The 22,082-nt window shown below is 67.5% G+C and carries 20 protein-coding genes; 14 read left to right on the plus strand and 6 right to left on the minus strand.

Annotated elements, in window-relative coordinates; translation table 11 throughout:
- Positions 1-31 precede the first annotated feature (31 nt).
- Positions 32-805 carry a TSUP family transporter gene (locus WC326_06060; GenBank protein MFA7330624.1) on the plus strand — a complete coding sequence of 258 codons (774 nt, stop codon included), beginning with the start codon at positions 32-34 and terminating at the stop codon, positions 803-805.
- Between the two features lie 63 nt (positions 806-868).
- Complete coding sequence (locus WC326_06065) at positions 869-1,369, plus strand: hypothetical protein (GenBank protein ID MFA7330625.1); 501 nt, start codon at positions 869-871, stop codon at positions 1,367-1,369.
- Positions 1,370-1,654: 285 nt separating this feature from the next.
- Here the strand turns inward: WC326_06065 and WC326_06070 are convergent, their stop codons facing one another.
- Both WC326_06070 and WC326_06075 read right to left on the minus strand, forming a co-directional pair.
- Positions 1,655-3,082 carry an FAD-dependent oxidoreductase gene (locus WC326_06070; GenBank protein MFA7330626.1) on the minus strand — a complete coding sequence of 476 codons (1,428 nt, stop codon included), beginning with the start codon at positions 3,080-3,082 and terminating at the stop codon, positions 1,655-1,657.
- A 384-nt stretch (positions 3,083-3,466) separates the two neighbouring features.
- Complete coding sequence (locus tag WC326_06075; protein MFA7330627.1) at positions 3,467-3,826, minus strand: phosphomannose isomerase type II C-terminal cupin domain; 360 nt, start codon at positions 3,824-3,826, stop codon at positions 3,467-3,469.
- Positions 3,827-4,420: 594 nt separating this feature from the next.
- Here WC326_06075 and WC326_06080 point away from each other — a divergent pair.
- The 7 genes from WC326_06080 to WC326_06110 all read left to right on the plus strand — a co-directional run bounded on the left by WC326_06080 (position 4,421) and on the right by WC326_06110 (position 12,130).
- A complete protein-coding gene (locus WC326_06080; protein ID MFA7330628.1) occupies positions 4,421-5,251 on the plus strand; it encodes a methyltransferase domain-containing protein in 831 nt (276 codons plus the stop codon).
- A gap of 46 nt (positions 5,252-5,297) precedes the next feature.
- The gene (locus WC326_06085) at positions 5,298-6,509 is read left to right on the plus strand and encodes a HAMP domain-containing sensor histidine kinase (protein ID MFA7330629.1); all 1,212 of its coding nucleotides are present in this window, start codon (positions 5,298-5,300) and stop codon (positions 6,507-6,509) included.
- A 694-nt stretch (positions 6,510-7,203) separates the two neighbouring features.
- Positions 7,204-7,734, plus strand: a complete 531-nt coding sequence (locus tag WC326_06090) for a gamma carbonic anhydrase family protein (protein ID MFA7330630.1) — start codon at positions 7,204-7,206, stop codon at positions 7,732-7,734.
- Positions 7,715-8,404 carry a C40 family peptidase gene (locus WC326_06095; GenBank protein ID MFA7330631.1) on the plus strand — a complete coding sequence of 230 codons (690 nt, stop codon included), beginning with the start codon at positions 7,715-7,717 and terminating at the stop codon, positions 8,402-8,404. Before WC326_06090 ends, WC326_06095 begins: the two co-directional genes overlap by 20 nt.
- A gap of 76 nt (positions 8,405-8,480) precedes the next feature.
- Positions 8,481-10,235: a cytochrome c biogenesis protein ResB gene (locus WC326_06100; GenBank protein MFA7330632.1), complete on the plus strand. Its 1,755-nt coding sequence runs from the start codon at positions 8,481-8,483 to the stop codon at positions 10,233-10,235.
- A gap of 178 nt (positions 10,236-10,413) precedes the next feature.
- Entirely contained in the window at positions 10,414-10,581 is a 168-nt protein-coding gene (locus WC326_06105) for a DUF5679 domain-containing protein (protein MFA7330633.1), read from the plus strand.
- Between the two features lie 157 nt (positions 10,582-10,738).
- Positions 10,739-12,130, plus strand: a complete 1,392-nt coding sequence (locus WC326_06110; GenBank protein MFA7330634.1) for a glucose-6-phosphate isomerase — start codon at positions 10,739-10,741, stop codon at positions 12,128-12,130.
- On the opposite strand, the gene WC326_06115 is transcribed toward WC326_06110, so the two are convergent.
- The 3 genes from WC326_06115 to WC326_06125 are packed head-to-tail and all read right to left on the minus strand — an operon-like array spanning position 12,127 to position 15,231.
- Positions 12,127-12,600 (minus strand): 4'-phosphopantetheinyl transferase superfamily protein, encoded by a 474-nt coding sequence (locus WC326_06115; GenBank protein ID MFA7330635.1) that lies wholly within the window; start codon positions 12,598-12,600, stop codon positions 12,127-12,129. The genes WC326_06110 and WC326_06115 overlap by 4 nt on opposite strands.
- Positions 12,590-13,567 (minus strand): SDR family NAD(P)-dependent oxidoreductase, encoded by a 978-nt coding sequence (locus WC326_06120; GenBank protein ID MFA7330636.1) that lies wholly within the window; start codon positions 13,565-13,567, stop codon positions 12,590-12,592. The genes WC326_06115 and WC326_06120 overlap by 11 nt, the downstream gene beginning before the upstream one ends.
- A 2-nt stretch (positions 13,568-13,569) precedes the next feature.
- Entirely contained in the window at positions 13,570-15,231 is a 1,662-nt protein-coding gene (locus WC326_06125; GenBank protein MFA7330637.1) for a hypothetical protein, read from the minus strand.
- A 598-nt stretch (positions 15,232-15,829) separates the two neighbouring features.
- Here WC326_06125 and pgsB point away from each other — a divergent pair.
- From pgsB to WC326_06150, 5 genes are read left to right on the plus strand one after another with little or no spacing between them, the layout of a single operon-like run.
- The gene (pgsB, locus tag WC326_06130; protein MFA7330638.1) at positions 15,830-16,996 is read left to right on the plus strand and encodes a poly-gamma-glutamate synthase PgsB; all 1,167 of its coding nucleotides are present in this window, start codon (positions 15,830-15,832) and stop codon (positions 16,994-16,996) included.
- The gene (pgsC, locus tag WC326_06135; GenBank protein MFA7330639.1) at positions 16,993-17,445 is read left to right on the plus strand and encodes a poly-gamma-glutamate biosynthesis protein PgsC; all 453 of its coding nucleotides are present in this window, start codon (positions 16,993-16,995) and stop codon (positions 17,443-17,445) included. Before pgsB ends, pgsC begins: the two co-directional genes overlap by 4 nt.
- Entirely contained in the window at positions 17,438-18,571 is a 1,134-nt protein-coding gene (gene pgsW / locus WC326_06140) for a poly-gamma-glutamate system protein (protein ID MFA7330640.1), read from the plus strand. The genes pgsC and pgsW overlap by 8 nt, the downstream gene beginning before the upstream one ends.
- A 55-nt stretch (positions 18,572-18,626) precedes the next feature.
- Complete coding sequence (locus tag WC326_06145; GenBank protein MFA7330641.1) at positions 18,627-19,589, plus strand: hypothetical protein; 963 nt, start codon at positions 18,627-18,629, stop codon at positions 19,587-19,589.
- A gap of 1 nt (position 19,590) precedes the next feature.
- Positions 19,591-20,727, plus strand: a complete 1,137-nt coding sequence (locus WC326_06150; protein ID MFA7330642.1) for a hypothetical protein — start codon at positions 19,591-19,593, stop codon at positions 20,725-20,727.
- A gap of 96 nt (positions 20,728-20,823) precedes the next feature.
- Here WC326_06150 and WC326_06155 read toward each other — a convergent pair.
- A partial coding sequence (locus WC326_06155; protein ID MFA7330643.1) for a C10 family peptidase occupies positions 20,824-22,082 on the minus strand: 1,259 nt, incomplete at its 5' end.

The following is a 22,082-nucleotide window of genomic DNA, read 5'->3' on the forward strand; positions in this document are numbered from 1 at the left end:
CACGCCCCACACAACGCCCAGGAGACCCCGCGTGGAGACGTCCCTGTCCTGGTTCACCCTCGGTCTGCTCTGGCTGGCCTCGCTGGTGGCCGGCTTCGTGGACGCCATCGCCGGCGGCGGGGGCCTGATCACCCTGCCCGCGCTATTGGCCGCGGGTCTGCCGCCCCACCTTGCGCTGGGCACCAACAAGCTGCAATCCAGTTTCGGCAGCCTCAGCGCGGCCCTGCACTACCGCCAGGGCGGGCTGGTGCGCTTCCGCGAGCTGGCCGTCGGCATCCTGTTCACCTTCATCGGTGCCGCCTCGGGCACCCTGGCCGTGCAGGCCCTGCGTCCGGGTCTGCTGCGCCTGCTGATTCCCATCCTGCTGACGGCCGTGCTGGTCTGGACCTTTCTCTCGCCCCAACTGGGCGAACACGACGAGCACCCCCGGCTGGATGCACGCCTCTTCCTGCCCCTGGCCGGGCTGGCCCTGGGCTTCTACGACGGCTTTTTCGGTCCGGGCACCGGCACCTTCTGGACCCTGTTCCTGGTGGCCGGACTGGGACTCAACCTGAAGACCGCCACCGCGCGCACCAAGGTGGTCAACTTCACTTCCAACGTGACCTCGCTGGGCTTCTTCGCCCTGGGCGGCCACGTGCTGCTGCTGCCGGGCCTGGTGATGGGCTCGGGCCAGTTTCTGGGCGCGCGGCTGGGATCGCGGCTGGTGATGCGCCGCCACGTGCGGTTGGTGCGGGTGATGTTCCGCCTGGTGGTGGCGGCCACGCTGCTCAAACTGGTGCTGGATTTGCTCGAGCTGCGGGCGTAGGTTCCGCAGCGGCGGTCCGGCGCAGTCGGGCGTCGGACCCGGCCCACAAGAACGGAGGTGCCCATGATTCCGCGAGTCTTGAGCGGCTGGCTGCTCGGTCTGCTGCTGATGGGCGGAACCGGGTTCGCCCAGGACGAAGTGGCCTATCCGCCGGTGGACGGCGAGCTCGCCGCCTGCCTGCAGGAGGCCAAGCTGGTCTGGGAGCCCGACGCCGACGGCGACTGCCGCCTCCTGCTGGAGTACGAGTCCGGCCGCAGCCAGCAGGTCTTCGTCAATTCCCGCACGGAGGAGTTGGACGGTTGGCGACTGCGGGAGATCTGGTCTGTGGCGGGAATGGGCGCGGCGCTGCAGGAGCCGGTGACCATGGAACTGCTGCTGCGGACCAATCCCGACCAACTGCTGGGAGCCTGGGGCTTCCGGCAGATCGGCGAGCAAACGGCCGCCGTGTTCGTGTTGAATGCCCCGGCCACCTGCGATCCGCAGCAGCTCCGGCGGCTGATCGGGCTGGTGGGTCGCGGCGCCGATGAAATGGAGCAGTCGCTGGGCGAAGGCGACCAGTTCTAATCTCTCGCACGAAATCACATCTCAACACAGAGACACAGAGACACAGAGCAGAGTGTTGGTTTGTGACTTGGACGTGTCAGCTGTCCAGGCCCGCGCAACTCCAACTCAATTCTTCTCTGTGACTCTGTGTCTCTGTGGTGATTCCCCCTCGCTGGAGGGTCAGGAACGCTTGGCCCGATCCACGGCCTTGAGGATCTTCAAATTCAACACCACGAAGCGCATGAGCTGGAAGAGCTTGTTGTTCATCCAGAAGCGGTCCTTCTGCGTGATTTCCATCCGAGGCTCCTATTCCGGAATGAACTGCCAGCCCGGGCGGCCCTGCAGCTTGTGCATGAAGGTGTGGTGGATCATGCGCTTCATCCAGGCGCCGGCCAGACCCATCTCCATGTGCGTTACGAAGGGATCGCGGCCGTTCTGATCCGGGAACTGCTTGTGGTTGGGCACCACGGGGTAGATCAGGATGGTGGCCGCGGATCCGTCCCAGAGGCTGTCGCCCATGCTGGCGATGCAGGCCGCGGCCATCTCCGTCATTCGTTCCGAGTGGCTGGTGCGGCCACGGGTCACCAGGTCGATGATGTTGAGCGCGCAGAGGCGGCCGATGATCCCGGCCACCATGCCCGTGCGCGGCGGCGCAGCCGTGATGGCCAGGCCCGTGGGCGTGGTGTGCGGCTGGCTGATGGGCCCGGGCGGCGCGAAGGCGATGCCTGCGGCGAAGATGTTGGGGAAGCGCGGATTGCGGTAGTCCGCCGGCCAGGCCTCCGGCGTCTGCTGGAGCTGGTCGTAGGGCAGCCCGTAGATCCCGTCCACCTTCACGAAGCCCGCCGGGTTGAAGATCTCGTCCGCCAATCCCTCGCCGCCCTCCACGCTCAGGCGCTGGCCCTGGAACTGGGGAATGAGCATGGAGAAATCGAAGGGCGTCTCGCCCGGCCGGCCCTCATAGTCTTCCCAGTAGATGCGCCCGGGCTCCACGGCCTTCACGCCTTTCTGCACGTCCCAGCTGATCCCGAATTCCTTGAAGGCTGCGCCGAGGAAGGCTTCGCTGGTTTCCGCCCGCGAACCCGGTGGCATGTGGATGCCGCCGATGCCGAAATCGCCCAGGGCCGCCTCGTTGGAGAGCCAGTGCAGGTCGGCCTTGTCCCGCAGCCCGCGGGCCACCAGATCCTTGTGCAGGTTGCTGATGTACTCGAAGGCCGCGCCCTGGCAGGTGGCGCCGGGATGGCCCGTGCCGATCACCAGGCGGGCGCGCTCGCCGCGCTGCATGCGCTCGACCTGCTCCAGGTAGCGGTCCCGGGCGTTCTCCGCGTGGGGCAGCGTGCAGATGCTCTGGCTGTGGCCGCCGTGCGGTCCCAGTCCAGGCGTGCCCTCGAAGTTGAGCTTGGGGCCGGTGGCCACCAGCAGGTAATCGTAGTCCAGTTTCAGGTCGCCCGCCGCCCCGGGCCGTTCCACGCGCACCCACTGTTCCAGCGGCTGGATTGCGCGGGCCATCCCCTGCACCAGCCGCACGTGGAAGCGGTCCAGCACGGGCTTGAGCGGAAAGCGCGTACGGGCCGGGGCCATCCGGCCGGTGCCCACCCAGACGAAGGAGGGGATGAAGTAAAAGTGGTCGCTGGCGTTGACCACCGTGATGTCGTGCTGCTTCCCCAGGGCGCGACCCAGGTACAGCGCGGCGGTTTGGCCGGCAAAGCCGGCCCCGATGACGACTACCTTGGCCATGGGCCTTCCTGTTTGTTGCTGGTGTGTGGCTGGCTGACGGGCCGCCTGTCGGACTTGGCGGCCTCCCTGTGGCGTACCCAATGTGGGGTGCCCGGGACGGCGATCGCAACGAAAATCTGTGTCCACGGTGGGGAGTGGCGGCCCCGGGCGGCGGGGGTCCAACTTGTCGACTCTGTGCTGGATCGGGCGGTTTGCGGTCGGATGCTGAACACGTTTCCGCAGTCGTGGAGTGAACTCAAAGCTGCTCAAGGGCCGGTCCGCGCGGAAAGCGATGGGCACGGGGTTTGCACTTTCCGTGGTGGTCCTCAGGGGGCTAGAGGATCACTTGCAAACACACAGCACGTGCTGCGGCCGGCGCCGAGGGGGCGTCGGCCGCGTCTCGTTTCAGCCCTCCAAGCGGCCGTAGTCGTCTTCCCGCCGCTCGATGTCATCCTCGCCGAAGTAGCTGCCCGTCTGGGCTTCCACCAGCACCAGGTCCGTCGGGCCAAGATTGGCCACCCGGTGCCAGCTGCCCAGCGGAATGTCCAGCGAGCCGCCCGCTGCCACGTCCAGCTCCTGCTCGTCCAGGGTCACGCGCGCCGTTCCGGCGGCCACGAACCAGTGCTCGCGCCGCTGCTGGTGGCGTTGCAGGCTAAGGCGCTGGCCGGGCTTGACCACGATGCGCTTCACCTTGAGTTCGGGATCGTCCAGCAGGACCTCGTAGTGGCCCCAGGGACGGTGACTGATCTCCAGTGCGACGGTCATGCGTTCCTCCGGGGTGCAGAGTGGCGATTCGGGGCAAGCAGGACAAGCCGCCCGGACAAGGAAAGCGGCCCCGCAGGGCCGCTTTACAGGGTCTTCGCCTGCGTCCGGCGCAGGATTCAAGCTCCGGACTTCACTGAACGACGCCACTGGATCGCCTGAAGGCCAACCCCGAGACATCCAACAAGCGCCGCGCCTGGGCCGCGTCGGGTGCGGGACAGGCCTGAACGCGGGCGGAGACCGACCGTCGGTCATGACGAACAACCCCAGGGGATACCCGGGCCGTTCTGGTTCGGCTGCACTGGGTCCGATGTTCGGGTCCGGCGGTCGCCGGAACGGATCGGACAGGTTCTAGAGCGACAGGGGCTCGTGCAAATCCTGTTCCAGCTTTGGAATTGCTTGCGGATCATGTCTTTGGCCGCAGGAGCCTCCACCGGAGCTGGCGAAAGTGTGCAGAACCGGTCAGCTTTGAGACATAGGTTGGCGACGGCTCCTGCCAGTTGTCTGGAAAGCTGCGCGCCGAACCCGTGCCCCGGCCCGGCCGGCGGCCAGACCTCCCACCTTGCATGGGGCGGGGCTGGGCCCTATGTTGGCCGCATGGACTACGAACCCATCAAGGGGCGGCTGGCCCGCCTCTTCCTGCGCCAGACCTGGCTGAAGCACCTGCTCTTCCTGTTGTCACGCCAGGTCTTCCTGCGGGAGTTGGAAGTCCGGCGCGCCCTGCGCGCCCTGGCGGAATCGGGATTCCGGCCGCGCCGCATCCTGGACGCCGGCACGGGCTACGGGCAGTACGCCTTGGCCCTCAATCGCTTCTTCCCAGGCGCCAGCATCCTTTCCGTGGACATCAACCCGGCCTGCGTGGACCAGCTGCAGGACCTCTGCCGGCGCGGCGGGGTGACGAATGTGGAGGCCCGGGTGGCCGACCTGCTGGACTTCGAGCTGGACGAAGCGGTGGATCTGGTGCTCAACGTGGACGTGGTGGAACACATCGAGGACGATCGGCGCGTGTTCCGCAACTTTGCCCAGGTGCTGGCGCCGGGCGGCCGCCTGCTGCTGCACACGCCGGCCATGGCCGACGAACTGAGCGAGGCCGAGGTCTTGCGCCGCACGCCGGCGGTGGGCGAGCACGCGCGCGAGGGCTACACGCGGCCGATGATGCGGGAACGCTTGGCCCAGGCGGGCCTGGAGGAGCTGGAGCTGCGCCCGACCTATGGCGCGGCGGGCGGGCTGGCCTGGCGGCTGGGCGTGCGCGGCCCCTTGCGCGCGCTCAAGCTTGGCTTCTGGACCCTGCCCTTCGTGCTGGTCTGGTCCGCGCTGATGCTGCTGCCCGTGCGCCTGCTCAACGAACTGGACCTGCGCGGCCGGCGCAGCCGGGGGGGCTGCCTGCTGGTGCTGGCCGCGAAACGCTCCAATCCGACAGGGCGCTGACCGGTACGGGAGGCAAGCGAACACCACCGGGTGGGAACGGAGGCACATGCGGGGAAAATGGCGAGCCGTCATCCTGCGCGGCGGCGGGATGCGCAGCCTGGTGCTGTTGCTGGGCGTGGCAGCGGCCATCTTCATCCTGTTCCTGGCCCGCGAGCTGGTGGAGGATCTGCGCGCGGAAGCCCGCCGCAACCTGACGGTACGCGTGGAGCACTACGGCCTGCTGGCCACGCACAATCCCGAGCAGGTGCTGGATTTCCTGCAGACCATCGACTTTCCGCTGATCGTCACGGACGCCCGGGGCAATCCCAAGTTTTGGCGCACGCTGGACTCGGCCTTCGACAGCACCAAGACCCCCAACACCTTGTCCGCCGCGGACAGCACGCTGCTCTATGGCATGATCCGCCAGATGGACGTGGTCCACGAACCGATCCCCTTCCAGTACGACACGCTGACGGACTACTTCCACTACGGGGATTCCCGGCTCATCGAGCGCGTCCAGCTCTTTCCTGTCTACACGCTGGTGGCCTCGATCCTGGTGGGCTTTCTGGGCTACCTGGGCTTCCGCCAGATCCGGCGCGCCGAGGAGAGCGGCGTCTGGGTGGGCATGGCCAAGGAGACGGCGCATCAGTTGGGCACGCCCATCTCCAGCCTGATGGGCTGGATCGAGGTGCTGGAGTCCGACCCGGGTATGGGCGAGGCCCTGGATCAGATGAAGCTGGACACGGCCCGGCTGGAGAAGATCGCCGCGCGCTTCAACAAGATCGGCTCCGAGGTGGAACTGACTCCGGTGGACCTGCCCCGGCTGCTGGAGCGCGTGGTGGATTACTTCAGCAGCCGCCTGCCCCGGGGCGGGCGGGACATTTTCTTTGAGATCGTGGTGGAACCCGGGCTGCCCTCCGCCCGTTTGAACGCCTTTCTGTTCGAGTGGGTGATCGAGAACCTGGTCAAGAACTCGCTGGACTCCATCGGCCAGTGTGGCGGGCAGATCCGCCTGGAGGCGCGCACGGCGCGGCAGGGACAGCGCGTGGTGCTGGATGTCTCCGACACGGGCAAGGGCGTGGACCCCTCCCTCAAGGAGCAGATCTTCCGACCCGGCTACACGACCAAGAGCCGCGGCTGGGGCCTGGGCCTCTCGCTGGCCCGCCGCATCGTGGAGGACTACCACCGCGGCCGGATCTTCGTGCACGACACGCGGCCCGGGCGGGGGATCACCTTCCGGATCCAGCTCCAGGCGGCGCCCAAGGCCGTGCAGGGCTGAGAGCCCGGGGTGGGAATCACCACAGAGGCACAGAGGCACAGAGCTTCGAGTTGGATTTGCCTGGGTCGAGGCTCGGTTGCCCGAGAGTCCGTTTGAACACGAAGGCTCGAAGACTCGAAGACGATTTGTGTCACGTGAGGTGAAGGCCGACTGCGGGCGACCGGCTGAAGAGCTGAACCACAGAGGCACAGAGGCACAGAGAGTTGAGTTGGATTTGCCTGGATCGAAGGCCGGCTCATCCGAGAGTCCGTTTGAACACGAAGGCTCGAAGACTCGAAGACGATTTGTGTCACGTGAGGTGAAGGCCGACTGCGGGCGACCGGCTGAAGAGTTGAACCACAGAGGCGCAGAGGCACAGAGAGTTAGTTGGAGTTGGCCTGGGTCGGGGCTGGCTCATCTGAGAGTCAGTTTGAACACGAAGGCACTAAGACTCAAAGACAGTTTGTGTCACGTGAGGTGAAGCCCGCAGGGCTGAACGAGAAAATGGGTGAAGCGCGAAGCGCGAACCAACTAGCTGGAGACAGGAAGGAGCTGCTGCCGCCAGCGGAAGCCCGCCGGGAGGCGGGCTGACTCTGGCGGGTGAGAAAAAGCGCCTCTTTGGCTCCACCTTTCTGGCGCAAGCAGAAAGGTGGAAAACAAGGCTCCCGGACAAATGCCGGGATGACAGCACATCGCCGATTGGCAAGGAGAATCCATGCGTCTGGGGACCATCTTGGACTTCGAAGGAAAAAGCCCGCGGCTGGCGGATGATGTGGCCCTCCTGCCGGGCTCCATCGTCCTTGGCGACGTGGAGATCGGCGCCGGTAGCAGCGTCTGGTTCAACGCCGTCGTGCGCGGCGACGTGAACTGGATCCGCATCGGCGAGCGCAGCAACGTGCAGGACGGCGCCGTGCTGCACGTTACCCACGACACCGCGCCCCTGCGCATCGGCAACGAAGTGACGCTGGGCCACATGGTCATGTTGCACGGCTGCACCATCGAGGACGGCTGCCTGATCGGCATGCAGGCCACGGTGCTGGACGGCGCCATCGTGGGCACGGAATCGCTGGTGGCGGCGGGGTCCACGGTGCTGGAGGGCATGATCATCCCGCCGCGCTCGCTGGTGGCGGGCAGCCCGGCCAAGGTCAAGCGCGCGCTCAGCGCCGAGGAAGTGGCCAAGCTCAGGCAGAGCGCGGCCAACTATCAGGCCTACATCGAGCGCTTTCGTGCCTCAGGCTATCGGTAGCGGGCGCCGGCCGGGTTTCCTGCGCCGGACGCGCCGGACGCTGGGCTGGCTCTGGGCCTTCAGCCTGGTGCTCGCCTTCAGCGGGTGCGCCAGCCTGCGCAGCCAACCGCGCTTTCGCACCCCCGAGTCCGAACGGCCGCCGGCCCAGGCGCCCGCCGGCAAGCAGGCCAAGCCGCGCGGCTCGAAGCCGGAGCCGGAGAAGTCCGGCGGCGCCTTGCGCACCAAGCGCAAGAAGGACGCCCGGCGGGGCGGCGGCCTGCCCAGCCTGCGGCTGTTTTCCAAGGAGAGTTCCGACCTGGTGGAGACGGCGGAGCAGTTCCTGGGCACGCCCTACCGCTTCGGCGGCGACACGGAGCGCGGGATGGACTGCAGCGGCATGGTCCGCCGCGTGGTGCAGGAGGCCTGGGGCAAGGATCTGCCGCGCAACAGCGCGGAGATGTCCAAGCTGGGCATGCCCGTCTCCCGGGGCGAGCTGGAGGCCGGCGATCTGGTCTTCTTCGCCACCAGCGGCGGGCGGCGCATCTCGCACGTGGGGATCTACGGCGGCGACGGCCGCTTCATCCATTCCAGCACCACCCAGGGCGTGGAGTGGAACACCTTGGAGGAAGGTTATTGGCGGCGCCATCTGGTTTGTGCCCGACGCGTGACGCCTTCCTCGATATCTCCTTGATGATCAAGGCTTACCTTAGAAGGTGCATTTGCCATCTTCTTGCGGGAGAAACGAAACGAAGAAAGATTCCGCCTACATGAACCTGTTGAAACGACTCTATCGCATCCTGTCGTCGCTTGGACTCGGCGTCAGCCTGCTGTTCCTCATCGCGCTCATCCTGGCCTTCGCCACCAAATTCGAGTCGTCCACCTCGACGCATCTGGTGCAGGCCTACATCTACCGGACCGTCTGGTTCGACCTGCTGTTGGCGCTGTTCGGCGTGAACCTGAGCCTGGCCACCTGGAACCTGCGTCCCTGGCGCCTGCGGCATCTGGGCGTGATCTGCATCCACACCTCCATCCTGGTGATCCTGGTGGGCGCGTGGATGACCCGCCAGTATGGCTTCGAGGGCACGATGAGCATCGACGAAGGCGGTTCGTCGGACTACATCTCCACCCGCGAGCTGGTGCTGACGGTCTACGATCCGCAGAAGCTCGACGTGCCGGTGGTGGTCTTCCCCACCAATCTGCAGAGCAGTCCGCCCCAGGAATTCCTCAACGAGGAGTACCAGATCCCCGGCGGCGGCAGCTTCACGGCGGACCGCTACTACACGGACGCCCAGCCCAAGCTGAACGTGAAGGAGGATGGCCCGGTGGAGAATCCGGGCCTGCATTTCCTCTTCAAGTCGGCCATGTTCTCGGAGGAGGTCTGGCTCTTCCCGCGCCGGCCCGGCGAGAACGTGCGCGACTTCAACGGCATGCTGCAGTTCGAGGCCGTGGAGGCTCCGGACCAGGCCAGCTGGCTGGCGTCGCTGGCCTCGGCGGGCAACGGCAGCCTGGCCTTCCTGCTGGGCGGGGCCCGGCAGAACGTGGAGCTGCCGGCGCCGGGCGAGTCCGTCGCGCTGTCCGGCGGCCACAGCCTGCAACTGGTCAAGGTGTACCGCAACTTCTCCATGAACGAGAAGGGCGCGGCCCTGGACATGCCCGGACCCGCCGCCAATCCGGCGCTGGAGTTCCTGCTCGCCAAGGGCGGACAGAGCGACCGCTACGTCTACTTCCAGAACATGCCCGACTTCGATCCGCTGCTGGGCAACGAGCCCACGCTGACGCGCCTCTCCGGCTTTCAGTGGCAGCCGGTCTTCTCCGACCACGACCTGGGCGACAAGCAGATCCGCTTCGGGCTGATCGGGCAGGACGTGCGCGCGGCCTGGATGGCCGGCGGCAAGCTGGTGGAGCAGCCCGTCGCCGTGGGCGGCGCGGCCCTCACCCTGCCCTGGATGGGCTTCCAGCTCTCCGTGGACCAGGTGTTGCGCAAGGCCTGGCGCCAGGAGGACATGGAGAACATCGGCGTGAAGGGCGAGATGCCCGCCCTGCGCCTGCGCCTGGACAAGGACGGCGTGGTGGAGCAGAAGTGGCTGCGCATGGGCCAGCGCAAGCCCATCGAAGTGGACGGCAAACTCTGGCTGATCGGCTTCGAGCAGAACCGCATTCCGCTGGGCTTCAGCCTGACCCTGAAGGATTTCGTCGAGGACCGCTACCCGGGCACGATGATGGCCGCGGGCTACGCGTCCTTCGTGGTGCTGGACGACCCGGAGCAGGGGATCACGGGCAAGGAGATCGAAATCTCCATGAACAACACCCTGATTCACCGGGGCTACAAGTTCTTCCAGTCCAGCTTCCGGCGGGCCCAGAACATGGGCGGGCAGGAGACCACCATCCTGTCGGTGAACAACGACCCGGGCCACCTGGTGGTCTACGTGGGATCGCTGTTCCTGGTGCTGGGACTGTTCGTGGTTTTCTTCCTCAAGAAGAAGCTGATCGATCTGGAGCGGCGGAACAAGGCCGCGGCCTGAACCAAGCGCGGGCGGGATCCGGGATCCACGCAAGTGGCCGCCGGATTCCGCCCGTTTTTCCGTAGCCGTGCGACGCCTGCGCGGTCCGGCTTTGACAAGCTTCACGCGACCGCACTTTTGCTTTGAAGATTCTTGTTGGATATCCCACTTTTGTGACCGCGATCAACAAGGAGGCGTCATGTCACACTCTGGCTATTGCATGCGTTGTCGGGCCCATCGGGAGATGAAGGATGTGGCCAATCTTTCGATGAAGAATGGACGGAATGCCGTCAAGGGCGCCTGCAGCGCCTGCGGTGCCGGCATGTACAAGATTCTCCCGGCCGAGGAGAAGAAGCCGAAAGCCTGAGCGCGGTCTCCCGTGCCCAGACTGCCTGATTCCCCAAACCGAAGCGGGCCGTTTGTGCATTGGGAAGCCGGAAATTCTGAAAGCCACCCTGGGGCTGGGTGGCTTTCCTCATGTCAGCGGGTCGCCGGCTGCCACCGGCCAGAATCCTGGGGTTTGAATGAAGTCATTGCTGGGTATTGATTTAAGCCGGATGTTGGCTGGAAATCTGGGCGGCGGCGGCGGGTTGGCGGCGGCCGAACTGGACGCGCTGGCGCCCCAACTGGAAGAGATCCGCACGAGGCTGGCCGCCATGGTGGAGAGCGAGACGGGCACCTTCGCCAACACCTTCCGGCGCCCGGAAGTCGCCGCGGCCAAGGCGCTGGCGGCCCGGCTGGCGGGGTCCTTCGACGACTTTCTGCTGATCGGGATCGGCGGCAGCACCTGGGGCACCATCGCCATCCAGGCCGCGCTGTGCCACGGTTTCTGGAACGACCGGCCCGAGTTGCGGGGCGGACGGCCGCGCTTCCACGTCCTGGACAACAGCGACCCCGACGCCCTGCGAGAAATGCTGCACGTGCTGGCGCCGGGTCGCACCCTGGTGAACATCGTCAGCAAATCGGGCACCACCGCCGAGACGGCCGCCAATTTCATGGCCGTGGCCGACTGGCTGCGCAAGGCGCTGGGCGAGCGCTGGCGCGAGCACGTGGTGGTGACCACCGACGCCGGTCAGGGCCTGCTGCAGCGCCTGGCCGCCCGGGAGGGCCTGGCCGTGCTGGACATTCCGCCCAAGACCGGCGGACGCTTCTCGCTGCTCAGCAACGTGGGGCTCTTTCCGGCTGCCGTGCTGGGCCTGGACGTGGACGCGCTGCTGGCCGGCGCCGAGGCCCTGACCCTGGACGCCGCCCGCTCCCCGTGGCAGGAGAACCGCGTGCTCTGCGCCTCCGCCGCCGCCTGGCTCTGGTTCCAACGGCTGGGTTCCGTGCACGTGCTGATGCCCTACTCCCGCCGCCTGCGCTACGTGGCCAACTGGTACGTCCAGCTGTGGGGCGAATCCCTGGGCAAGCGCAGCGATCGCCAGGGCCGCGAGGTGCATTCGGGCAGCACGCCGCTGGGGGCATTGGGGGCCGCGGATCAGCACAGCCTGCTGCAGCTCTTCATGGAGGGGCCGGCGGACAAGCTGCTGACCTTCGTGCGACTGGAGGCCTTCCAGGGCGCCAGTCCGATTCCGCGGATCTTCGAGGAGGATCCCGAGGTGGCCTATCTGGCCGGGCATGACCTGTCCGAGCTGATCAACGCGGAGCAGGAGAGCACGGCGGAGGCCCTGCGGGCAGAAGGTCGGGGCAGCCGGACGCTGTCCCTGCCGACGCTGGACGCCTACTGGCTGGGCCAGCTCTTCCAGTTCTTCATGCTGGAGACCTTCGTCAACGGCGAGCTGCTGGACATCAACACCTTCGACCAGCCGGGCGTGGAGGCGGGCAAGATCCTGACCTATCAGCGGATGGGACGGCCGGGTTTCGCTCCGCTGGAGCGGCCGCTGGCCGACCGGCTGGACTTCCCGGTCCGGGATTAGCGAAGGGTCTCGGGCGTTCCCTGATCACCGAAGCCGAGCGCGGGCCGGGAGGAATCCCGGCCCGTTTCCGTCCGGGCCTCCGGACCCTGCCAGGCCAGCACCCGGGCCCAGCCCAGGTCGCCCTCCAGCCCGGCCTGACCTTCCAGTTGCAGTCCACGACGGCCGGGCAGCAGACGCAGGCTCCAGCCGGCGTCGGAACTCCAGCGGCACTCCACGGAATCCGGCCCCACCTGGTGCTGGGCCCAGAGCGCCTTGATCGCCGCCTCCTTCAGGCAGAAGAGCTGCAGGGCCAGGCCGACGGGGTCCGGGGCCGCGCCCAAGGCCTGGCGCTCCAGCGGCAGGAACCAGCGTTCCAGGAAGCCGGAGTCCCGCTCCAGCGTGCGCTCCAGGCGGGCGCGCTCCTCCGTGTCACAACCCACACCCACCAGCTCGCGCAGGCGGGCCTCGTCACCATGCAGGTCAGATGTCATAGGAACCGCCCGGGCGTTGGGGCTGCCCGCGCAGCCATTCCAGGGTGCGACTCAGCCCTTCCTCCAGCGGCACGCGCGCGCTGACGCCCAGCACGCGGCGGGCGGGCTCCGGATCGCAGCAGAGGCGCAGCACCTCGCTCTCCGCGGGGCGCCGGCGGGCCGGATCCTGGACCACGCCCAGCTCGCGCCCCAGCAGGCCGCCCGCCAGGCGGATGACCTCGTCGATGGAGGTCTCGCGGCCGCTGCCGTAGGTGGTGACCCGCCCCAGGGCCAGCGGGGCGTGACCCGCCGCCAGGAAGGCCTCCACCGTGTCGTCCACGTAGTTGAAGTCGCGCGTGGTCTCCGTGGCGCCCAGTTGCAACTCGCCGCCCGCCAGGGCCTGGCCCAGGATGGACGGGATCACCGCGCGCCCGCTCTGGCCGGGGCCGTAGGTGTTGAAGGGGCGCAGCACGGCCACGGGCAGACCGAAGGAACGGTGATACGCGAGGCCCAGCTGATCCGCGGCGATCTTGGAGGCGGCATAGGGCGATTGGGCGCAGAGCGGGTGGTCCTCGGGCATGGGCACCTGTTGCGCGCTTCCGTAGACTTCGCTGGTGGAGGTGAGCACCACGCGCTCCGGCCGCTGCTGGCGCGCCGCCTCCAGCAGGGCCAGGGTGCCGCCGGCGTTGACGCGGAACACCTCCGCCGGGCAGGCATAGGAGTAGGGGATGCCCACCAGCGCGGCCAGATGGAACACCACCTCCGTGTTCTGCAGCGCCGCGCGCAGGAGGGCCGTGTCGCCCACGTCGCCGCGGTGGACCTCCGCCTGGCGCAGGATGTCCTCGGGCAGGCGCTGGGCGGCGGGCTGTGAGACATAGCGCAGGAGGATGCGCAGGCGGGCGCCCTCCGCCAGCAGGCGCCGGCACAGGTGACGGCCGATGAAGCCGCCGGCGCCGGTCACCAGGACGGTGCGGTCTTGCCAGGTCATGCTCAATCCTCCACTTGCAGGGGTCGATCGTTCCAGGCGCTGACCCGGTAGCATCCGGCCCCGCGCCGCTGCTCCCGGGCAAGTTTCCAGCTGGTGCCCGTGGTCCAGCCCAGGCATTGCGCCGGTTGGCAATCCACGCGATCCACCCGGTAGTGCGAGGCGCCCGGCACGGGATCCCAGGCCAGGCAAAGCGCGCCGGCCCAATTGTTCACGCGCAGCTCCGGCGGGGCCAAGCGCCCGTTCACCATGAGCTCCAGATCGTCGACGTACCAGCGGTCATAGGCGCCTTCGCCGCCGTAGAGCAGGCCCAGATCGAAGGTGCCGCTGGCGGGCACGGTCCACGGCAACCAGGGCGTGGTCCACCACTCGTCGGCCGGACCCAGCCAGGGATCCTGGATCAAGTTGGGCTCGGCGAGGATCTGCCACTGGGTCGTGCCGCTGAGCCGCCAGCAGAAGGCGTGCCGGCGCAGGCCCGAGGAGTGCCGCCGGTACTGGCTCCAGCGCAGGCCCAGTTGCGCCCCCTCCTGCAGGCGCAGGCCGCCCAGGAAGACCACGTCTTCGCAGGTCAGGCCCTGGATGGGGGCGTCGTGCCCCATGAAAGGGCCCGGCCGGCCCAGACCCTGGACCAGGCGCCAGGCATGGTTGGCGTCGCTGGAATCCAGCAGCTGCTCGGTGGCCAGCGCCCATTCGTCCCAGTTCGCGATCAGCAGGTCCGCCATGCTGGTGGCCCCCAGCAGGGGAATGGTGCGCACGGGGTTGTTGGTGGCGTTGGTCTGCAGCAGCAGCGCCCCGTAGCCCAGGGAATCGCCGCTTCCCTCCCAGTTGACCTGCAGGAAGAGCGTGTCCGGCGGCATCAGGGAATCTGGCCCCAGCAGCCGGGCGCTCCAGCCCGGGCCCTCGGTTTCAGCCTGCACCTGCAGCGGGGCCGTGCCCTGATTCAGGACGGGCACGGTGATGGACAGCGGCTGGCCCGCCGGGCCCCGTCCCAGATCCAGCCGGGTCCAGGGAAACTGCAGATAGGCCTGCGCGGTGTCCAGCCAGACCTGGGCACAGAAGTGCATGTCGCCGAAGGGTGTGCCGTCGGGCGCGCCCCACCAGACGATCTGGCCGTTTTGCAGGAAGAAGGAGTGGCCCGTGTAGGAGCCCAGGCCGGCCGTGACGTAGGCGACGGTGTCCACGGAGGCGGCGGGCAGGAAACTCAGGCCCAGGAAGAACTCCTCACCCTGGCCGAAATCAAAGGGCAGGCTCAAGGGGATGCTCAGCACGCCGGTCTCCACCGTGTCCGTGCTGAAAATGGACATCTGTTCGAAGGGACCGGGCAGAAGGCCCACTCGGCGGTGGACTGTCAGCTGCACCAGCCCCTCGTGCCGCAGGTTGCCCGGGAAGTTGTTGTACAGCCGCAGTTCGAAGGCGTTCATGTGCCCCGAACTGCCCGGCGTGATGCGCTGGAAGAGCGGTCCCACCGCGCCGTTGCTTGGATGGGGCTCCTTGACGTAGTACGTAGAGCCCTGGTGGTAACAGATCAAGGCCTCTTCGCGCTCGCCACCCGGCGCGTGCTCCTCCAGGGTGACGGCCGGCACCGGCCGGGCGCTGGATGGCAGACACAGCTCCTGGGCGCGGAGCTCCCGGGCGCCGGCCGCGCAGCAGGCCAGACACAGGACCAAGCAGAGCCAGCCCAGCTGGTGCGCGCTGCGAGACGGGGAGGATGCCGGGTGTCGCGGTGTGTGTCGGGACGCCATTCGCCTTGACCGATCAACTGTCTGCATTCATGAACCGGGTCGCAAAAAGAGTGCCATCCCCTTGAGCGGCTGGGGCTTGATTTTACCCCCCGTCCGGGGCGCGAACCAGCGCCGCAACGGGCCTCGAGCGCCACTTCCGTGAAGGGGAGCAACGAAGTGCAAAGAATTCAAGACAGCCCCGCGGGAAGGTCGCTGCTCGGGCCCCGGTCCGCCCCGGCCCCCAGTCTGGGAAATCGCCGAACAAAGTGCGATTTCGCTTTAGGATTATTTTGTTGAGCTGGCAGATTGAATTCGCGGCTCCGAGGGATGCGCTCCAGCGGCCCGCCTGTCCGTCCGGGCTCAATTCTGGCGTGATTTCTGCAGAAAATTCCACGTTTGCACCGTATCGCCCGGCCATTTTCGGCATGGTCTCCCCGGCAGCTTCGGCAGCGTGTCGCGCAGCTTGCGCGGCGGCGGGCCGGCGGGGAGCGACCTGCGAACAGGGCGGGATCGTCCCAAGTGCTGGATCTAGTCCGGAACGCGTATGATCATCATTGCTTTGTTGGTCGGGCTGATCATCCTGCTGGGCATCGCCGAGTTCCGGCGGCATCAGCGTCATCTGCTGTCCATCCCCATCCGCATCCACGTCAACGGGACGCGCGGTAAATCCAGCGTGACCCGCCTGATCGCCGGCGCTTTGCGCGCCGGGGGCATCCAGACCGTGGCCAAGACCACGGGCAGCGCGCCCCAGGTGATCCTGGAGGACGGCTCGGAGATCCCGATCATCCGGCCGCGCGGGGCCAACATCATCGAGCAGACCCGGGTGATCAGTTTCGCCTCCGCGCGCAAACCGCGCGCCCTGGTGATCGAGTGCATGGCCGTGCAGCCGGAGTACCAGTGGATCGCCGAACACAAGATGGTGCGCTCCACCATCGGCGTGATCACCAACGCCCGGCCCGACCACTTGAAGGAAATGGGTCCCACGGTGGAGAACGTGGCCCGCAGCCTGTGCAATACGCTGCCCTGGGGCAAGGTGGCCTTCACCTGCGAGCACAAGCTCATCGGCCTGATGAAGACCGTGGCCGCCCGGCGGGGCACGGAGCTCCACGAGGTCACCGACAAGCCCGTCAGCGACGAGGACATGCGGCCCTTCGGCTACATCGAGCACAAGGAAAACGTGGCCCTGGCGCTGGCCGTGGCCGCCCAGCTGGGCGTGTCGCGCGAGGTGGCGCTGGAGGGCATGTACCGGGCCGCGCCGGACTGCGGCGCGCTGAAGAAGTTCAGCGCCGTGCACGAGGGCAAGCGCATCACCTTCGTCAACGCCCTGGCAGCCAACGATCCCGAATCCACCCTGGCCATCTGGCAGCGTGTCACGGGCGTGCAGGACGACCCCGGCGCGACGGTGTTCATCCTCAACACGCGCAAGGACCGCTTCGAGCGCAGCGAGCAGCTGGTGGAGATGGTGCACCAGGACACCAGCTACTCCCGGTTGGTGCTGATCGGCGAAGTCACCGACAAGCTGCTGGGAGTCTGCTACCGCATGGGCCTGCCCCAGGAGAAGGTCATCAACCTGGGCATGGTCTATCCCGAAGTCACCTGGAATACGGTGGTGGGCCTGCCGTTTGAAACCATGACCGTCATGGGCATCGGCAACGTCCACGGCGGCGGACACGAAGTGGCCCATTACTTCCGCGACAGGAGTGCGGCATGATCGAAATCAGCGTCGGCCTGGGCGTCATCCTGAGCATGATCTTCCAGGAGGTGATCGGCGTGTCGGCGGGCGGCATTGTGGTGCCGGGCTACGTGGCCCTGCAGATGCACGAACCGCTGCGCCTGCTGGGAACCTTCCTGGTCAGCTTCATCACCTTCGGCATCATCAAGGGCCTCTCCAAGGTCATGTTCATCTACGGGCGGCGCCGGCTGGTGCTGTCCATCCTGATCGGTTTCGTGCTGGGCTACTTCTCGCGCCAGTCCACGTTCTACGACATGTTCGGCGTGGACCTGCAGATGCAGGCCGTGGGCTTCATCATTCCCGGCCTGATCGCCAACTGGATGGACAAGCAAGGCGTGGTGAAGACCCTGCTCTGCCTGCTGCTGGTGGCCAGCTGCGTGCGCCTGCTCTTGATGCTGTTCACCGGCGGGGAGGTGCTGCATGTTTAAGCCCAGTCTCAAATCCATCTGGACCCTGCTGGTCCTCTCGCTGGTCTCCTACGGCCTCTACAACTGGGCCGAGTTCAGCCGGGTGGAGCACAAGCAGCCCCACTACGACGAGAAACTCGAGGCCGCGCGCCTGATGGAGAATTGGGTGGCGCTGCTGCGGGAGGTCAAGGCCCCCGAGGCCGCCTTCGTGGATGTCGTGAACGATCCCGACCGCACGCTGCTCATCGGCCAGAAGCACACGCCCATCACCTCCACCGAGGGCAACCACCAGGCCAAGCTGGCCACCACCAACCCCAACACCGCCGCCATGATGGTGCAGATCTTCAAGGACGCGGGGCTGGAGAAGGGCGACAAGCTGGCCGTGGGCATGACGGGCTCCTTCCCGGGGCTCAACCTGGCGCTGCTGGCGGCCTGCAAGGTTCTGGAGCTGGAGCCGGTGATCATCACCAGCGTCAGCAGCTCGTGGTATGGCGCCAATGATCCGGACTTCACCTGGCTGGACATGGAGCGCGTGCTGGTGGACAACGGCCAGGTGGGCTTCCGCAGCGTGGCGGCCAGCATCGGCGGCGCGGACGACCGCGGCCGCAGCCTCTCGCCCGAGGGTCGCGCCTTGGTGCGCGCGGCCATCGAGCGCAACGGCGTGGCCTATCTGAACCCGGAGACCCTGGAGCAGGCCGTGCTGGGGCGGATCCAGGTCTACAAGGACGCGGTGAAGGAATCCCTGCGCGGCTACCGGGCCTACGTCAACGTGGGCGGCGGCGTGGTCAGCCTGGGTCACCCGGACAACGCCAACGTGATTCCCCTGGGCTTCACGCGGCACCTGAGTGACGACAATCCGCCGGCCAAGGGCGTGGTGCACTACTTCTCGGACAGCGGCGTGTCCGTGATCAACTTCAAGTACGTGCCGCGGCGCTTCGGCGCGCTGCTGGCGCAGTACGGCATCCCCTGGCGGCCGAGCCACGTGCCCCAGCCGGGGGAGGGCGCGCTCTTCGTGGAGGGTCGCTACGACCTGCGCGTGGTGGGGCTGGCGGTGGCGATCATGACCATCCTGGTGCTGGTGGTGATCCGCTTCGACCTGCGCATGCAGCGTCTGGGCGAGGCCGCCACGCCGGACGAGCATCTGTGAGCACGTCCCGGGGCGACAGAATCCCGGGCGACATCGGGCAAGGCGCGGAGGACGCATGCTGAAGAACTGGAAGCACCTGAACCGGCGGTTGCAGGCAGGCACGCTGGTGCTGGTCGCCGCGCTGCTGCTGGCGGGACTGACCCACGCGGCCTGGACCACCATTCGCCACGTCAGCGGCGCCCAGCGCGTGATGGCGCAGGTGGACGGCAAGAGCCGCGTCTACTGGCAGCTGGCCAAGGACGGCACCATGAGCGCCACGGTCAACGGACCGGCTGTGCTGCGCGTGGTGACCCGCTCCCCCTGGCGCACCAAGTACAAGGACACCCAGACCCGGCTGGCTTGGACCCTGGACGGCCAACCCGGCGGCGAGTTCGCCCACCCGGTGAAGCGCTCCTCGGGCGTGCGCCTGCAGCCGGCCAAGGATGACAAGAACGCCGCCGATCCCGCCAAGTGGCCGCGGCTCTCCAGCTCCGTCACGGACGAGATCCGCATCCCCTACGGCACGCACAAACTCACCTTCCAGGTGAAAGAGTCACCGGGCGACTTCGTGCTGCTGCGCCTCAAGCGCAAGGCCGTGCATCCGCTGCCCAAGGGCGGGACCATCGACCTGCTGCCCCGGGAGCGGATCCGCACGCGCGACGTGAGCGTGGCCGAGACGCGCAGCACCTACCAGGTGCTGACCTCCGGCGAGGAGTTGGCCTTGGAGGCCACGGGCCCCACGGTGGTGAAGGTGATCAGCCGGTTGGACTGGAACACCACCATGGCCGGCCGTCAGAAGTACCAGCTCAAGGTCTATGAGGACGGCACCCTGAAGAACACCTGGGTCCTGCGCGGCCGCCATAGCAACCAGGCCGTCTACGTGGGCAAGGACGACAGCACGCCCGCCCGCGGGGAGCTGATCTACATCGAGGTTCCGGCCGGCCGGCACGTCTATAAGGTGAAGTTCCAGGACAGCGGGCGCGAAGTGAACCTGCGCTTCCTGCTGCCGCGGGAATCCCTGCGCAATCCGGGAAAGTGACGTGTCCATGCGCCCACGCCTGACGCTGACGCTCCTCTGCCTGGCCCTGGCGCCGGCGCTGCTGCCGGCCGCGGCTCCCGACTGGAGCCTGAGCCTGGAGGAGCGTCTGGTGACGGACGACAACATCCTCAAGCTCTCGCCCCGCGACCTGGAGCAACTGGAGGAGGATCCGGCCTTCCAGCCCGACGTGGAACGCTCCGACGTGCTCAAGCTCGAGCACCGGGTGGGCGCCGAGCTGCGCTGGCGGCTGAAGTCCCGCCGCGGTCCACTGGCCAAGCTGCAGAGTTGGGTGGGCGGCAAGCCGGGCCAGGGGCGGCTCAGCCTGGGCTGGGACGGCAAGTGGACCTCCGTGCCCGCCGTGGCGGGCGGCGCTAACACCAGCCAGCGGCTGGCGCTGGGCTGGCAACCCCGGCCGGGCTGGGGCGCGGAACTCTCCTGGCGCTTCCTGGACAACTACGACCTGCGCCGCTTCACCGACCGTGACACAGGCCGCGAGCGGGGCGCCAGTTTCGACTCCGACCTGACCCAGTTGACCCTGCGGGCCCGCGCCCGGGATCTGGGCGAGTGGTTCCGCCAGCCGGGGCTCAGCCTCAGCGCGGCGCGCTCCAACGAGTACTACAACGCCTGGTTCACCGAGTACGACTCCGAGGCTTGGAGCCTGGGTTTGGAGTTGACCTGGCGCATGCCTGCCGGCCTGAGCGCCGGACTGGGCTGGGAATTCAGCGACACGGACAACGTGGGCTACCCGGGCGTGCAGCCCGGCGAGGTGAATCTGGGGGCCGACAGCGAGAGCGGCGACGCCACCCAGCAGGAGGACCAGTACAACCTGAACCTGGGCTGGAGCGGCACCCTGGGCGGCTGGAAGTCCGGCCTGGACGCGGGGCTGGTGCTGCGCGACCGTCGCTACCAGAGCGGACTGGGCGAGCTGCTGGACCCCTTCCACTCTGCCCGCCACGACCGGCGCTGGCTCTTCCGACTGCAGGGCCGGCTCGATCTCAACCGGCAGCTGCGGCTGATTCCGCTGCTCGAGTACGAGCACCGCGACAGCGAGGCCGCCTGGAGCGCCATCGGCGCCGTGAAGGATTTCACCGTGCGCCGCGCCGGCCTCGGCCTGCGCTGGAGCCTGGGCTCGGACTGAGTTCCGCCGCCGACCAACCACAATCAGCAAGAGGGGCGCACGTGCGCCCCTCTTGCGTGTTTTAGGTCATGTGCGCCGCGCGGGCCGCAGCACCGGCTACTTCAACAGGTGCAGGAGTTGTGAGCCCGTGCCGCTGCCCGTCTCCAGCACTGCCAAGTAGAGACCACTGGCCAGCTGGTCGGCGGACCAGCGCAGCTCGTGATGACCGGCTGCCAGGTTGCCGTCCTGCAGGAGTGCCACGCGCTGCCCGGCCACGTTGTAGATGCTCACGCGCACGTGCCCGGAATGCGCCAGGTCGACGGGCAGGGTCGTGCTTGGATTGAAGGGGTTCGGATAGGCCGGGCGCAGGGTCCTGTTGGCGGGTTGGGGCGTGTCCTGCTGGTCGGCCAATGCGGCTTCACTCGCCCTGGGCAGGCTGCGGACGTCGCCCCAGATCGATTGGCTGTCCAGCCCGGCTTGCAGCGACCACTGCCACGCCGCCAGGCTGTCCGGCCGGACGCTGAGAGTGTCGATTCCGGTTCCATCCGGTCCCGGACCGGCCACCCAATGGGGCGGATCCTCGTCGTGCACGACCACGATCAGGTCGGAGGGCTGGCCGCAACCGTACGCGTCGCAAGCCTGATAGGCGAAGACATAAGTGCCGCACTTGCCCGCGCGCGGACGCCAGCTCCAGGCCTGGCCTTCGATGGGCTGACCATCCACCGAGTAGCTCAGCTCATCGCCGTCCGCGTCGTAGCCCGACAGAGTGGCCCGGGCGGTCTCGCCGTCCCGAATTACCAACTGGAGGCTGGCCACGACGGGTTGGTGATTGAGGGCCATGCCGTCGGGGGCGATGCCGATCACGGCGCCCTGCACGTCGCCGAAGTAGTAGTTGCCGGGGCTCAGGTCGTCCAGCAGGAAGTAGCCGTTGAAGGTCCCGCTCCAGCCCCAGTTGATGTGGAACCAGGTGCTGTCCTGCACGCCGTCCACGTCGTAGGCGTGGCCGCCGTTGGGGCCCTGGCCGCGGTAGATCACCGGGCGGCCGGCGCTCAGCTCGGCGTGCAGCAGGGTGCGCCAGGACTCGGCCGTATAGCTGCTGCGCCAGACCATCCGGGTCGCGTCCTGATAGCGGAAGTAGCTGCGCAGCGCCGTGGAGATCATCGAACTCTGGGCCGAGGAGGAGTTGGGGCCGTAGTTCATGCGGACGGCGACGCCGGCGTGATACAACAGCTCTTCGACGTCCGCGTTGACCATGGTGGGCGAGATGGCGTCCCAGTTGTAGAACTCCTGGTTGAAGTCCACGCTGATCTCGCCGTAGGTCTCGTGGTAGTAGCTCTGGATGAACTCGCCCTGCTGGGGCCAATTCCAATACTCGA

It is taken from the genome of Candidatus Delongbacteria bacterium (genome assembly GCA_041675285.1).
Taxonomy (GTDB): Bacteria; CAIWAD01; CAIWAD01; order CAIWAD01; family CAIWAD01; genus CAIWAD01.

Excerpts from the sequence above, each read along its gene's own strand:
- WC326_06115 (MFA7330635.1), bottom strand. The coding sequence starts at position 12,600 with ATGACATCTGACCTGCATGGTGACGAGGCCCGCCTGCGCGAGCTGGTG.
- WC326_06080 (MFA7330628.1), top strand. The coding sequence starts at position 4,421 with ATGGACTACGAACCCATCAAGGGGCGGCTGGCCCGCCTCTTCCTGCGC.
- WC326_06145 (MFA7330641.1), top strand. The coding sequence starts at position 18,627 with ATGCTGAAGAACTGGAAGCACCTGAACCGGCGGTTGCAGGCAGGCACG.
- WC326_06110 (MFA7330634.1), top strand. The coding sequence starts at position 10,739 with ATGAAGTCATTGCTGGGTATTGATTTAAGCCGGATGTTGGCTGGAAAT.
- WC326_06090 (MFA7330630.1), top strand. The coding sequence starts at position 7,204 with ATGCGTCTGGGGACCATCTTGGACTTCGAAGGAAAAAGCCCGCGGCTG.
- WC326_06120 (MFA7330636.1), bottom strand. The coding sequence starts at position 13,567 with ATGACCTGGCAAGACCGCACCGTCCTGGTGACCGGCGCCGGCGGCTTC.
- pgsW (MFA7330640.1), top strand. The coding sequence starts at position 17,438 with ATGTTTAAGCCCAGTCTCAAATCCATCTGGACCCTGCTGGTCCTCTCG.
- WC326_06070 (MFA7330626.1), bottom strand. The coding sequence starts at position 3,082 with ATGGCCAAGGTAGTCGTCATCGGGGCCGGCTTTGCCGGCCAAACCGCC.
- WC326_06065 (MFA7330625.1), top strand. The coding sequence starts at position 869 with ATGATTCCGCGAGTCTTGAGCGGCTGGCTGCTCGGTCTGCTGCTGATG.
- WC326_06105 (MFA7330633.1), top strand. The coding sequence starts at position 10,414 with ATGTCACACTCTGGCTATTGCATGCGTTGTCGGGCCCATCGGGAGATG.
- WC326_06075 (MFA7330627.1), bottom strand. The coding sequence starts at position 3,826 with ATGACCGTCGCACTGGAGATCAGTCACCGTCCCTGGGGCCACTACGAG.
- WC326_06085 (MFA7330629.1), top strand. The coding sequence starts at position 5,298 with ATGCGGGGAAAATGGCGAGCCGTCATCCTGCGCGGCGGCGGGATGCGC.
- pgsB (MFA7330638.1), top strand. The coding sequence starts at position 15,830 with ATGATCATCATTGCTTTGTTGGTCGGGCTGATCATCCTGCTGGGCATC.
- WC326_06100 (MFA7330632.1), top strand. The coding sequence starts at position 8,481 with ATGAACCTGTTGAAACGACTCTATCGCATCCTGTCGTCGCTTGGACTC.
- pgsC (MFA7330639.1), top strand. The coding sequence starts at position 16,993 with ATGATCGAAATCAGCGTCGGCCTGGGCGTCATCCTGAGCATGATCTTC.